The sequence below is a fragment of the Dinghuibacter sp. genome (assembly GCF_035492835.1).
Lineage (GTDB): Bacteria > Bacteroidota > Bacteroidia > Chitinophagales > Chitinophagaceae > Dinghuibacter.
Map to the genome: position 1 here is coordinate 40,619 of NZ_DATJIY010000160.1, position 13,095 is coordinate 53,713.

13 protein-coding genes are annotated in these 13,095 nt (G+C 59.3%); 6 read left to right on the forward strand and 7 right to left on the reverse strand.

Annotation, left to right across the window (positions count from 1 at the left end):
• Positions 1 to 26 precede the first annotated feature (26 nt).
• Genes VL547_RS14860 through VL547_RS14870 form a run of 3 tightly spaced genes read right to left on the reverse strand, consistent with a single transcriptional unit; the run spans position 27 to position 5,291 of the window.
• Positions 27 to 3,068 (reverse strand): error-prone DNA polymerase, encoded by a 3,042-nt coding sequence (locus VL547_RS14860; protein WP_325579150.1) that lies wholly within the window; start codon positions 3,066 to 3,068, stop codon positions 27 to 29.
• A complete protein-coding gene (locus VL547_RS14865; protein WP_325579152.1) occupies positions 3,065 to 4,606 on the reverse strand; it encodes a DNA polymerase Y family protein in 1,542 nt (513 codons plus the stop codon). Before VL547_RS14865 ends, VL547_RS14860 begins: the two co-directional genes overlap by 4 nt.
• Positions 4,557 to 5,291, reverse strand: a complete 735-nt coding sequence (locus VL547_RS14870) for an Error-prone repair protein ImuA (RefSeq protein ID WP_325579154.1) — start codon at positions 5,289 to 5,291, stop codon at positions 4,557 to 4,559. Before VL547_RS14870 ends, VL547_RS14865 begins: the two co-directional genes overlap by 50 nt.
• A 98-nt stretch (positions 5,292 to 5,389) precedes the next feature.
• Between VL547_RS14870 and VL547_RS14875 the strand changes: the two genes are divergently transcribed.
• Positions 5,390 to 5,659, forward strand: a complete 270-nt coding sequence (locus VL547_RS14875; RefSeq protein WP_325579156.1) for a hypothetical protein — start codon at positions 5,390 to 5,392, stop codon at positions 5,657 to 5,659.
• On the opposite strand, the gene VL547_RS14880 is transcribed toward VL547_RS14875, so the two are convergent.
• Genes VL547_RS14880 through VL547_RS14890 form a run of 3 tightly spaced genes read right to left on the reverse strand, consistent with a single transcriptional unit; the run spans position 5,624 to position 7,643 of the window.
• Positions 5,624 to 6,391 (reverse strand): DUF3050 domain-containing protein, encoded by a 768-nt coding sequence (locus VL547_RS14880; RefSeq protein WP_325579158.1) that lies wholly within the window; start codon positions 6,389 to 6,391, stop codon positions 5,624 to 5,626. The genes VL547_RS14875 and VL547_RS14880 overlap by 36 nt on opposite strands.
• A gap of 48 nt (positions 6,392 to 6,439) precedes the next feature.
• Entirely contained in the window at positions 6,440 to 6,991 is a 552-nt protein-coding gene (locus VL547_RS14885) for an isochorismatase family cysteine hydrolase (RefSeq protein WP_325579160.1), read from the reverse strand.
• A gap of 34 nt (positions 6,992 to 7,025) precedes the next feature.
• Positions 7,026 to 7,643 carry a TetR/AcrR family transcriptional regulator gene (locus VL547_RS14890; protein ID WP_325579162.1) on the reverse strand — a complete coding sequence of 206 codons (618 nt, stop codon included), beginning with the start codon at positions 7,641 to 7,643 and terminating at the stop codon, positions 7,026 to 7,028.
• A 123-nt stretch (positions 7,644 to 7,766) separates the two neighbouring features.
• Between VL547_RS14890 and VL547_RS14895 the strand changes: the two genes are divergently transcribed.
• Genes VL547_RS14895 through VL547_RS14905 form a run of 3 tightly spaced genes read left to right on the forward strand, consistent with a single transcriptional unit; the run spans position 7,767 to position 10,786 of the window.
• Positions 7,767 to 9,263, forward strand: coding sequence for a DUF2271 domain-containing protein (locus VL547_RS14895; protein WP_325579164.1), 1,497 nt, complete (start codon positions 7,767 to 7,769; stop codon positions 9,261 to 9,263).
• A complete protein-coding gene (locus tag VL547_RS14900) occupies positions 9,253 to 9,852 on the forward strand; it encodes a PepSY-associated TM helix domain-containing protein (RefSeq protein WP_325579166.1) in 600 nt (199 codons plus the stop codon). Before VL547_RS14895 ends, VL547_RS14900 begins: the two co-directional genes overlap by 11 nt.
• Positions 9,853 to 9,862: 10 nt before the next feature.
• Positions 9,863 to 10,786: a hypothetical protein gene (locus VL547_RS14905; RefSeq protein WP_325579168.1), complete on the forward strand. Its 924-nt coding sequence runs from the start codon at positions 9,863 to 9,865 to the stop codon at positions 10,784 to 10,786.
• On the opposite strand, the gene VL547_RS14910 is transcribed toward VL547_RS14905, so the two are convergent.
• Positions 10,783 to 11,178 (reverse strand): DoxX family protein, encoded by a 396-nt coding sequence (locus tag VL547_RS14910; RefSeq protein WP_325579170.1) that lies wholly within the window; start codon positions 11,176 to 11,178, stop codon positions 10,783 to 10,785. The two genes, VL547_RS14905 and VL547_RS14910, sit on opposite strands and share 4 nt — an antisense overlap.
• A 547-nt stretch (positions 11,179 to 11,725) precedes the next feature.
• On the opposite strand from VL547_RS14910, the gene VL547_RS14915 reads away from it, so the two are divergent.
• Positions 11,726 to 12,259 (forward strand): emopamil-binding family protein, encoded by a 534-nt coding sequence (locus VL547_RS14915; protein WP_325579172.1) that lies wholly within the window; start codon positions 11,726 to 11,728, stop codon positions 12,257 to 12,259.
• Positions 12,256 to 13,053: an SDR family NAD(P)-dependent oxidoreductase gene (locus VL547_RS14920; protein WP_325579174.1), complete on the forward strand. Its 798-nt coding sequence runs from the start codon at positions 12,256 to 12,258 to the stop codon at positions 13,051 to 13,053. The genes VL547_RS14915 and VL547_RS14920 overlap by 4 nt, the downstream gene beginning before the upstream one ends.
• Positions 13,054 to 13,095 lie beyond the last annotated feature (42 nt).

Consider the following 13,095-nt stretch of genomic DNA (forward strand, 5'->3'; position numbering starts at 1 on the left):
CCGGAACAGCGTATTTACACGTGGTTTTACTTGAAGTCCCTGGAGGCGGGTAAGACCATTTGCTGGAGCAGGCGCGTCAGGTTGTGACATTTTTGGACAACCACGTGTATCACCTCCCCCTCTTTTTGCAGACGTCCTTCCACCATGATAAGTTTGGATTGTACGATAACCTTATGGTTTTCTTCGAACACCCGCTCCCAGAAAACCAGGTTTGCAAAACCGGTTTCGTCCTCGATGGTCATAAAAACAACTCCGCTGGCGGTACCCGGCCGTTGCCTGACCAATACAAGCCCGGCTACCCGGACCCAATCCTTGTCTTTGGCGTTGGTCAGCGCGCTTAAGGAGAGGACGCGGAGCAGGTCGAGTTTTTCCCGGACAAACCGAACGGGATGCGCCTTCAGGGACAACGACGTGGAGGCATAGTCCTGGACGACGTGCTCCGCGTCGGTCATTAACGGGAGAGTGATCCCCTTTTCCCGGGAGTCTTCCGGTGGCTGACCGCTAAAAAGGGCGATGGGCCGGTCGTGAAGGGCGGAAACCTGCCAGAGCGCCTGACGGCGGTCGAGGCCGAAGGAACAGAAGGCGTCGGCGTCAGCCAGCTTTTCCAACCCGGTCTGTGACACCCCGATATCGCGCAAGCCCGCCACGGTGGTATAACCGGTCCCACGGGCCTGTACGAGCTGTCGCATCTCCTCCTCCTTCAATCCGCTTACCTGCCGGAACCCCAGCCGTAGTATCCCTTTCCCCTCCAGCGTATGGTCCCAATCCGACAGGTTGACGTCCACGGGCAACACCGTTACGCCGTGTTTCCTTGCGTCGATGACGATCTGGGCGGGCTGGTAAAAACCCATGGGCATGCTGTTCAGCAAGGCGCCCGCGAAAACGTCGGGGTAGTAACACTTGAGCCAGGCGGAGACATACACCAGGAGCGCAAAGCTGGCGGCGTGGCTTTCGGGGAAGCCATAGCTGCCAAAGCCCTCCAGCTGCCGGAAGACGCGCAGGGCATATTCCTCGGTATAGCCGTTGGCGACCATGCCGTCCACCAGCTTTTTCTGGAATTTCGTGACCTGCCCCTGGGCCTTAAAGGTGGCCATGCTTCGCCGGAGCTGGTCGGCTTCGGCCGGTGTAAAACCGGCGGCCACGATGGCGATCTTCATGGCCTGTTCCTGGAAGAGGGGGACGCCGAGCGTCTTGTGCAAGATCGTCTTCAGCTCTTCCGAGGGATATTCGACCTTTTCGTCGCCATTGCGTCTGCGCAGGTAAGGATGGACCATATCTCCTTGAATGGGACCCGGGCGCACGATCGCCACCTCGATGACGAGGTCGTAAAAGTTCCGTGGCCTCAACCGCGGCAGCATCGCCATCTGCGCCCGGCTTTCGATCTGGAAAACCCCCAGCGTATCGGCGTGGCTGATCATCTCGTATACGCCCGGGTCGTCCTGCGGGATGTTCGCAAGCGTGAGGTATTTATTATGGTGTTTTTGGGCCAGGTCGAAGGCCTTGCGGATACACGTCAGCATTCCGAGCGCCAGCACGTCGATCTTGAGGAACCCCAGGATGTCGATGTCGTCCTTGTTCCATTCGATATTGGTCCGGTCCGCCATCCGGGCGTTGAGGATAGGACATAGGTCGGATAGCTTACCATTGGTGATGACAAAGCCCCCGGTATGCTGCCCCAGCTGGCGTGGGAAGCCCATCAGCTGCTCCGTCAGCTGCATCACCTTTTGGAGGTGCTTGTCGTCCGGCAGGTATTCGATACCCTCTTTGGACAACCGGCTGATCGTATCCACGGACAGCCCCATGGCCTTACCCACGTCGCGGATGGCGCCTTTGAAGCGCTCCTGCGTGACCGTGGCGACGATCGCCGCCCTGTCACGCCCATATTTCTGATAAATATATTGGATGACCTCTTCCCTGCGCTCGTGCTCGAAGTCCACGTCTATGTCCGGGGGTTCGTTCCGCGCCGAGGAGATAAAGCGTTCGAAGAGCAGGTCGAATTTGGCGGGGTTGACCGCGGTAATGCCCAGGCAGTAGCAGATCGTGGAGTTGGCGGCGGAGCCGCGACCCTGGCAGAGGATGCCCTGGCTGCGGGCAAAACGCACGATGTCGTACACGGTCAGGAAATACGGGGCATAGTTCATATCCGCGATAAAGGACATCTCGTGCCGGATATTTTTGACGACCAGCTCCGGGACGTCCTCCCCATACCGTTCCCTGGCGCCGATCTGCGTAAGGTGCTCGAGCTCCTCCAGGGGCGTCCTGTCGCCACCGGTGATCTCCTCGGGGTATACATACTGTAATTGATTCAGGGAAAAACGACAGTCTTCCCCGATCTCGAGCGTCCTTTCCACCAACCTCGGATAGGGCCGGAACAGGCGGAGCATCTCGTCGATGGGTTTGAGGTAGCGCTCCGCGTTCCCATGTAGCCTGAAACCCGCCGTGTGGATGGTGCATTTTTCGCGCACGCACGTCAGGACGTCCTGTAGCTGCCGTCGTTCGGGCTCGTGGTAGTGGACGTCGCCGGTGGCGACCAGGGGGACTTCCATCCGGGAAAGCCGGTGGAGCCGCTTGACGTCGTCGCCCCGGTAGAGGCGCGTGGCTGCCATATATAAGCTATCGCCCAGGGCGTCCTTGTATTCTTGTAATTGCTTTTTGAACTCGTCCGCGATGTCGAAGGCGGGCGTTAGCTCCTCCGGTGGCAGCACGATAAACCGGATTCCCCGGGCGTACCGGTAGACGTCCGTTTTGTATATATGGCAATCCCCTTTTTCCGCACGGAGGTTCCCTTCCGTAAGGAGTGCGGACAACCGGCCATAGGCGGCCTTATCGGTGGGATAGGCCAGGAGGCTGGGTCCGTCCAGGAGGTCCAGCCGGCAGCCGGGGATGAACCGCAGGGACGTATCCCTGGCGGCGCCATGGGCCCGGACGATCCCGGCCAGGGTATTCCGGTCGGTGACGGCCATGGCGGCGTATCCGAGTTTTTCCGCCCGTTCCACCAGCTCTTCCGGGTGGGAGCCGCCCCTCAGGAAGCTGAAGTTCGTCGTGACCTGTAATTCGATATAGCTCATGCGAAGAAACCGTGTATGTACCAGGCGGCGTTTTTGTCATAATGTCCGGAGCGGAAAAGCCAATAGCGTTTCCCCTCCGTGTCTTCGACGGTGAAATAATCCCGGTGCTCGCCCTCTTCGATCCACCATTCCCGCTCGATGCGCTCCGGCCCGTCCGCGCGTTTGACCCGGTGGAGCGCCCCCTTGTACCGGAAGTTCATGGGCGGGTAGTCCGGGATGGGAGCGGTCACTTCCACCGGTTCGGGCCGGGGGAGCAGGTGCACCGGCCGCGGACGGTCGTCCCTCCAGGCCGTGGTGGCCTTTTCCTGGAGCGATCCGGCTTGTTTTATCGAACGCTCGGGCCAGTGGTGCTCGTCGGGCAGGTAGCGTTTTATGCTTTGTGTCCCGAGTTTTCCGGTGATTCGGTCGAGCATTTCGGCTAAACCTGTATCCAGGAGTCCAAACGATCCTTCCCACATCTTTTCCTGCAGGGGCGCCGCGTCTTCCACCGTGGGCGCCTCCAGCACAAACAATTCTATACCCAGGGCGGGTTCGATCCTGGCTATATGATCCTCGAAGAGCCGGTAGAGGTGAGCGGTGTGGTGCGACGCGCGGGTGGTGCCGATACCGATGGTCTGTGTCCTGCCATCCACCCGGAAGGTGGTCAGGTGGGCGGTCCGCAAACCCTTTCCTTCAGTCCGGAGACGGGAGCACAAAGCCTCCAGCAAGCGCTCCAGTGCGATCCCGATCCCCGTGGCGGTGACGATCGGTTCCAGACAGGGGAGGCGTTCCTGGTAGGGAACGGGCCGCTCCACTGGTTGTAAGGTCTCGCGTTCCCGTCCAAAAGCCTGGTCCAGTCTTTTGAGCAACCCTTCCCCAAACCGCCGTCTGAGTGCCTGTCTGGGCATACGCGCAAACTGGCCGATGCTGGTCAGACCCAGCTTGTGGAGCTTGTCCAGCGTGGATGGCTCCAGCCGGAGCGCGGCCGGGGACAGGGAGAGCAAGGCCTCTGCGTTGTCTTCGATGACGGCTGTTGGTGGCCCGTACCGCGCGTGCGCCCAGGCTGCGCCCACCGTGTCCGCGATGGCGGCGCGTACATCATATCCCGCGCTCCTCATGCGCGTCATGATCGTTTTGAGGTATGGCGTTTCCCCACCCCAAAGGTGGGCGCAACCGCTGATGTCCAGGTGGAGGCCGTCGGGCGGGTCGACCGCAATGCACGGGGAATACCGGATGCACCAGAGGGCCAGCTCGTGTAATAGTTTTTCCGCACGGGCCGGTTCGTCATCCGCCACGTGCAGTCCATGGATGATCGCCCGGGCGTCGGCCGCGCCCATACCCGGGTAGATGCCTTGTTGTTCGGCTTTTGCATTGGCGGCGGTGATGACGACGCGACCGTGGTCCAGGACGGTCAGTATGATGGGGATGTCCCGTAGTTCGGGGTTACGGAGGACGTAGCTGTCCGTACGGAGGTGGCGGAACCATATGGAAAGGAAACGGGCGGCCATGTTATCCGGTTTGGACGATGCGTAGTGGCTCCCTTTCATTTTGGGCCTCATGCCGCTGCGCTTCGCGGAACCGGCCCTCCGCCCATTCCACCACCCAGGTCCCCGGTTTGCCGTTGCGGATCTTGAGGAGCTCGACCTGCCAGCGGGGGAACCCCACGCCCGGCATGTCGTCTTCCCACTGGCTGGCCAGGGGAGCGATCCTCCATCGGGTTACGCAGGCGACCGTGCCCAGCCGGCGCGGCTGGTGCCGTAGGAGAAAGCCGGTAACCCGGCTTTTCTCCACGGCCAGCTGAAGACGACGGGAAGTCGTAAAATCGATGTCCCGGACCTCACCTACGACGGAGGCAAGTCCTTCGCAGGTCAAGGCTTCTTCCACGGCCCACAGTAGGTCGTGCTCGCTGGAGCAATCTATAAAGATTACCCGGTCCGGGGATATGCCAAAGTTGGTCAAAGCAGGAGGGAATACCGTTCGCGCCGTACTGACCCAGATGCATATTCCCTCCGTGCGCATCAGGTGGCCCAGCAATCCGGCTACGAAACCATGGGCGGCCGCCATATCCTCGCGGGTCGAGCTGATAAACTCGTGTACCGCCCCGGTGGGGAATACCGCCTGGGGAAAAGCCGCCTCCAGGGCCGGGAGGCCGATATCCACCCTTTCCCCCCTGGAAGGAGGCTTGAACCCCTGCAAGGGAAGGATGTCCCTTTGCAGCTGCCGGATGATATCGCTGGTTGCCACATTGCTCAATTGTTTAGCGAAATTACTAAATTATTTAGTAATTCATCGGTTGTTTTTCCGCTAAAAAGTGTTGGCGTAATTCTCGCATTATTCTTTTCATGACCCCGGAAATCCAGGCTAACCTCGATGCCCTATCCCTGGCAGAATTGAGAAAGTTATTGCTCACGGAAATCAACCGCTTCATACAAGCCGTCGAAGCCGGTGAGGATGCCGCTGAGCTAAAACGCCATACTGCGGAAATCTATGCCCTTCTGTTGGCCAGGGAAACCGCTCCCGTGGAAAAAGTTCCCCCTTCCGGTCCGATCCGGGCTGATTTTCCGGGCTGTCAATCGCTAACTACAGCAATTGTCAACAACGGCGTCCCATAAACGTATCCTCGATTCGAGGGCTTCGCGCGCCGCTGTTTCCGCTTCCATCCATTTTTGGGGTTCGTCCCCGCATAATTCCTGTAACATTTGCAGCGCCAGGTGACTGTGATGTCCACCGTCGACTTCGATGTGTCTTTCGAGGTAGTATTTGAATTTTTGGAGACCGCTGTCCTCCGGGAAGCTCCGCACGATCGGTAAGAACAGGTCGGGAATGAGGTCCTCCCTTCCAAAAGTAAACACCGCCGCCAGTACATGTGCTTTATCCAGACGTATGGTATCGAAGGTGAATTCCAGGAATTGCCGCACGGCAGCTTCCGTGGCGGCGATCGCTTCGCCGGGCGTCGCACCATTCCGTAATGATCCGACCAGTCCGCGGATAAGCGAGGTGTCCGCACCCGCCTGTTCCATGGCCCCCAGGTAAAGCTCGAAGTGACTGAGGCGCCGGCCCGTCTCATCGACGTCGCTTTCCTCCCCCAGCACGATCTCATTGATCAGGTAACGTACGTCGCCGTTATACACGGGTACCCAGGGCACCTCCACACAGGTCAGTGTCCTTTGCAGCGCCTTTAGCAGGGACATGAAGTCCCAGACCGCGTATACATGGTATTGCATGAATATGCGGAAATCCGCCGTCGTGCGGACCTTTGAATACAATGGATGGCTGGTTAGCCTGTTTCGGATGGGTTCCAGGGAAGCCTGGAGACGCGCTACGGCGTTCGGATGATGGTTCATGCGGCGCAAAGGTAAAGCCCCGGAGCATACGCCGGGGCTTTATACCTGCTATGCGGTCCATTCGGCCACGGTCAGCACGTCTGCCTGGCGGGGGAATACCTTGGTCATAAGGATGTTGTGCACATCGGCGTCCGAGTCGGCGCAGCCGTCCGAAAGGACGGTGATGCCGTAATCCTTGTCGGCGGCTTCCCGGACGGTGGACAACACGACTCCGCTGGTAGCGATCCCCGTGAGCACGATGTGTCCAATGCCGTAAGCACGCAGGACGACCTCGAGGTCGCTACCGGTAAAGGCGCTGACCCGGCGTTTGACGCAGGTCACTTCGCCTTCCGCGGGCGCCACCGATTCGTCGATCGCCATGAATACCTCCGGCGGCGCGCTGGCGACCATGGGTTTGGCGGCCGTGAAGCCTTTGTTATTCGCGCTGATCTCCGGCGCGCCCTTTCGGAAACCGACGACCACGTAGACGACGGGTATGTCTTTGGCGCGGGCGTGGGCGATGGCAGCGGCAACGCTTTTGGTGACGGATGCGATTTCAGGAAACCGGCTGATGAACGCCGACTGCATGTCCATGACGAGAAGGGCTGTCTTTTGTTCCATGTTCGTGTCGTTTTTTGTTGGGTATAATAATGTATCAGGCTTTCAACCCGTGGATGACCAGGCGGGCCAGGGTCCTGGCCGCCGGTTCGATCCGGCCGTATGCTTCTTCGATGACGATTTCCCGCTTGAGCCCGTGGACGGTGCCCAGCAATACGAACACCAGCGATTCCAGCTCCTGCGCCGGGATGGCCCGTAGCTCGCCTTGCGCTATTCCCCCTTTGAGTATCTTTTTGAGCAAGGCGCCCTCCTGTGTAATGATCCGTGCGTGCGCTTCTTTTTTTAGCGGGGCGTACCGGGACATCTCGTCTGCGTTCATGCCGTCCTCGAGCGCTCCATAGAGCTCCCGTCGTTTGCGGATCAGGTGCAGCTTGGTTAAGCAAAAGGCGACGATTCTCGCTTCCGTCCCCGTGGCCCGGTCGACCGCCCGCGCGATTTCTTCGAGGATCCCCGTTATTTCCATGTCCACCACCGCCGCAAAAATCTCCTCCTTGCTCTTATAATAATAGTACAAGGAGCTCCGCCCTTTGCCGATGGCCTTGGCCACGTCGTCAACGGTGACCCGTTGCAGCCCGTATTTTTGAAACAGCTGCTGTGCCGCCAGCAGGATTTGCTGCTGGATGGCGTCTTCCCTTATGACCGGATTGCTGGACATGCCGGGGCAAAGGTATTGCTTTTCGACATATGGGCAAAAAGTGTTTAAAAGTCGGGTTTTGTCGAAAACCATGGAAGGATTACGAAAATATGGGTAGATTTAAAGGCGCCAAATCAGTATAGCATGAAAACCGCTTTATTGCTCGCCCTCCTTACTACCGTCCGGCTGGGCGGAAACACGCCGCCTCCCCCAATCCCGCTGACCGGTAACGTCCCCCATCCCTATGTATCCCATTTTGAAAACGTGCTGGGCACCTCAATGGAGCTGAAGGTGACGGCCTCGACGGATAAGGCGTACAGCCAGGCCGAAAACGCCGTGCTCGCCGAGATCGCCCGGCTGAGCCACATCCTTAGCGGGTACGACCCCGCCAGTGAATTCGGTCGCTGGGAGCAAACGTACAACCAGCCCATTCCGGTGTCCAGGGAGCTATTCGAGGTACTGGACCTGTTCGACCGCTGGCGTCAGCGAACCGATGGCGCCCTGGACGCGTCGGCCGAAGTAGTGACGCAGGCCTGGAAGCGCGCGGCGGCGGCCGGAAGGCCACCCACCGCCGCCGAGTTGTCGGCCGCGGTGGAAGAGGTCAGGCAGGTCCATTGGACGCTGGACCGCGACAAGCAAACCGCAACCCACCTGAGCCGGACCCCATTGATGCTCAATTCTTTTGCAAAAAGTTATATCATCCGTCACGCCGCGATGGCCGCGTTGGCCAACCCGGACGTGCACGGTATTGTCGTAAACATCGGGGGGGACCTGGTCGTTGCCGGCGACGTCCATGAAACCGTGGACATCAGCGATCCCCGCGCGGACGCCGAAAACGACACGCCCATGGGCGTATTGACGGTCCACGACCGCGCGGTCGCGACCAGCGGCAACTATCGCCGGGGTGAAATGATCGGCGGCCGCTGGTATTCGCACATCGTCGACCCCCGCACCGGCCAACCGGCGGACGACATCCTCAGCGCCACCGTCGTAGCGCCCGGCGCTACCGATGCCGGGGCGCTGGCCACCGCCTTCAACGTCATGAAGGTATCCGAAAGCGTCCGGCTGGCGGCGTCCATCCCCGGGGTGGACTACCTGATCATTACCCGTGACGGCCGCCGGGTCGAAAGCCCCGGGTGGAAGACGCTGGAGGTCAAAACCGCGCCGGCCGCGGCACCGGGCGACTTCGAAGTCCTGGTCAGCCTGGAGATCAACCTGCAAAAAGAGTCCTTTGTCAAAAGGCCCTATGTCGCGGTTTGGGTCGAAGATGAAAACCACGCCCCCGTCCGTACGATCAGCTTATGGCATGGCGCGGACCGGTATCTCCCCGAATTGAAATCGTGGTACCTGAAATACCATGGGCTCTACGCCGCGGACCAGCGCTTCAATGCCTCCCTGACCAGCGCCACGCGGTCGGCGGGCAAATACACCGTAAAATGGGATGGCAGGGACGACCAGGGAAATGTCGTAAAGCCCGGCAAGTATATCATCAAGATCGAGGCCGCCCGCGAGCACGGCACCTATCAGCTGATGCGCCAGGAAATAGCCTGTGACGATACGCCTAAAGAGATCAGCATCCCGGGCAACGTGGAAATCGCCACGGCGTCCCTCGACTACCGTAAAAAGACCAATGGCCAATAGCTGGAACCGGAAGACCGCGATGCTCGTACGCTGGCTGCACATCTACCTGTCGATGGTCAGCTTCGCGCTCATTTTTTTCTTCGCCGTTACCGGCCTGACGCTGAATCATGCCGAACGGTTTACGGGAAAGGTAAGCACCGTGGAGGTTTCGGGCGCCCTCAACCCGGCCTGGGTGCGCGACCCGGACACCCTGAAGGTCGACAAGCTCTCGGTGGTGGAATACCTGAGGAAAACGCATGGCATCAGCGCCGCCCTGAGCGACTTCCGTATCGATGACGAACAGGTCGGGGTATCGTTTAAAGGTCCGGGGTTCGCGGCGGATGCGTTTGTGGACCGGGCCACGGGGAAGTACCAGCTGACAAAGACGAGCGCCGGCTTTATCGGCCTGATCAACGACCTGCACAAGGGGCGGGACACCGGTCACGCCTGGTCGGTCTTTATCGACGTCGCCGCGGTGCTTTTGTCGGTGGTGTCGCTGACCGGCCTGCTGCTGTTGCTCTTTTTGAAAAAAAGAAGGGCCAGCGGTCTTTGGATCGCCGCCGCGGGTCTGGCGCTGGCGTTGCTGGTCTACCTGATTTGGATAAAATAAATGCCCAAGCATGAAAAACATATGGATCATCGCCCTCCTCCTTTCGTGGACGGCAACCCGCGCACAGGACACGCCCGCGGTCCGCGCTCAGCTAAACGAAGCCCAGTGGAAGGCGGTATCGGGTTACTTCCAGTCGCCCAATAACGACCAGATGTACGTACAGTTTACGCCCCGGGAGGGTCTTCTGGAAGCGACGTTGCTGTGGAACAACCTCCGGCTGGCGTTACTGCCGGCTTCGGAAGTTTCCTTTGTCAGCCGCGACGAAGTGGAAGGAAGACACATACACGTTATTTTCCAACAGGACTCCAGCGGTGGCTTGAACGTCATGAAGCTCGAAAACCAGGTCTGGAAAAGAGCCCGGGAATACAAACCGGTGGTGCGGAAAGTCATGGATCATACCCCCCGACAGCTGGAGCCCTTTGTGGGCCTCTACCAGTACAGCAATGACGCCGGCCGGTTTATCCGGTTCTTCATAAAGGACAACTCGCTGATATTGCGACAGGGGTGGGATGACCGGGAGATTTCCTTTTCACCCGAGTCGGAGCTGTCGTTCTTCAGCCCGGAGTTGACCACGTTTTCGCTACGATTCGTCAAGGGCGATAACGGCGCCGTGACCCAGGCCATCGCCTTCGGACGGGATATTTGGAACAAGGCGGAAAAGCCATCGCTCACGCCGGCTATATTGAAAACCTACGAAGGCCGTTTCCGTTCCAAGGACGACCCCGACAATGAGATCCAGGTCATCGCCCGTGGTGACAGCCTCGTAGTCAAACAGCTTTGGGACGGAAAGGAAACGGGCGTTCAACCCTGGACGAACCTCTACTTTTACAACGAAGCCCAATCCTATCCCCTGCAGATCGTCAAAAATGACGAAGGCAAGATCATCCAGGCCATCCTGCTCCAGAATAACGTGTTCGACAGGGTGGGGGACTAAGCGGCCGGAACCGCATTAAAAGGAGAGGCGGCGGTAATCCGCGCCTGCCGCCTCCGGTAAAATACATACGTCGCTACAAAGAGCGCGATCGGAAGGATCATCAAATAACCGTTGTGGGACACCACGGTGAGCGAATAAGCCGCCGAGACCAGGTCGATCGCAAAGCCCGCAAACGCCCACTCCTTCAACCGGGGAAACCCCGGCACCAGCAGCGCGATAACCCCCAGGATTTTGGCCGCGCTCAACAGCCCGGCGAAATAGAGAGGATACCCGAGCGTCGTGAACACCTTCATCCCATCCGGCGTGGCTATCAGCCCGGACACACCCGAAAATGCCATCAGCAGGCAAAAGAGACCCATAAAGACCCAGTAGAGAATGTTTGTCGTTTTCATGATTGTTGGTTTTGCCAAACAAAGCTACTGTGCCTCGTCGTCGTTAGTGAAGTGTGTTTACGACTTTCGAAGGGGCTGATTACGACAAAATCAGGTCTTTAACGTTTTCTGTCCCCGCTGTTCCGCGGGCACGCCTTCGATGTGTACTCCTTTTGGCAGCATAGTTATTTTTTTGAGCGGATTTTTGAGCGGAAGAAAATACCCATGACCAACGATAAGATAAGCCCCGCGCCCGCCTGGCCCACGAGGGCCTGCATCATCCGGGCGTAAGCCTCCCGGGAGGAGCGCGATGGCGATAACCCGACTTGATAATTTTCGCATCCGTTAAAGTACTGAATTTTTGAGCAAAGGTGTTAATACCCTTTTGGGTATTGGAGGGCCGTCTTATCTTTTTCGCTGAGGGTTTTTTTTGGATTTTGGACCCGGGGCGGTGTTCGGAAGGGCGCCGCCTTTTTGTTTATATTGGACACATGAGGTGCTCCCCGTCGGATTGGGATTTCCCTGCTGAGCGCCTTGATCCTTAAGCGAAAAGGCGTACATTCATGACATGCCGTCTTTACCGTTGTCCAGGCGCCCCTGGGATGTAGCCATCCTCGTTTTCTTTTGCGTCAACCTCTTTTTTATCACCTATATAGTGGACCTCGAACAACTCGTGATCCCCGACGCCGGTCACTTCACCTATCCCCCATGGCCGCCCGCGCGGATGGTGGACCTGGTGCACTGGTACGGGCGCACCTATGATCCCGTCCTGATCGCCCGGCCGGCCTGGTGGCGGGCGACGATCTGGATCGACGCCCTGTTCTTCGGCCCCTTTTATGTGGTGGCGATCTACGCGTATGCGAAGGGGAAGAACTGGATTCGTTTCGTCAGCATCATGTGGGCCTCGGTGATGCTCACCAACGTGTCCATCATCCTGTTCGAGGAAGTGTGTGGAGAGCACGCGTCGCCGCACCTGGGACGCGTTTTCCTGTCCAATGCCGCGTGGGTGATTTTCCCGGTCATCGTGCTTTTCCGCATGGCCGGTTCGGTATACCCCTTTGCCGCCAAAGGGCGCCGGCAGGCGCCGCCCCCCACGATATGAATTTCAAAGAAAAATACGGCCCCACCGCCCTCATCGCAGGGGCGTCCGAAGGACTGGGGGCTGCGTATGCGCGCGCCCTGGCCGCCCGGGGGTTGGACCTGGTCATGGTCGCCCGGCGAAAAGAGGTCCTGGAGGCCACCGCGGCCGCCATCGCAACCCGTTATGGCGTCAGGGTCCTGCCCATCACCTGCGACCTGGCGGCGCCGGAGGCCATATGGGTCATCCTCGACGCGCTCGGCGACCGCACCGTCGATTTCCTGGTGTACAATGCCGCTTTGTCCTATATCGGTCCCTACCTGTCCACGAACTTATCTACCCATACCGACATCGTGTCCGTAAACGCCACGGCGCCGCTGGTCCTGTTGCACCATTTCGGTCGTGAAATGATCGGGCGCAAAAGGGGCGGCATCGTCATCATGTCATCGCTGGCGGGTTTCCAGGGTTCGGGCGGTCTGGCCACGTACGCCGCCACCAAGGCCTTTTGCAGGGTGCTGGCGGAAGGCCTGTGGTACGAATGGAAACCCCTCGGCGTGGACGTGATCGCGTGCTGTGCGGGCTCCATCGCGACCCCCAACTACCTGGACACCCGGCCGGCCAAGGCCAGCGCCCTGGAGCCGGCCGCCCAGCAACCGGAGGCGGTCGCCGAGGAATGTCTTCGCCGTATAGGGCGCGGGCCCTCGTTTGTCAGCGGCCGCGGGAACCGCTGGGTGGCGTTCCTGATGCAACGGCTCATGACCCGCAAAGCGGCGGTGACGATGATGGGGGATGCCCTGAAACGCACTTACGGGCGGTAAATTTGGCCAAACCGTCTGCCAGTTTAACATCGCGGTACGGGA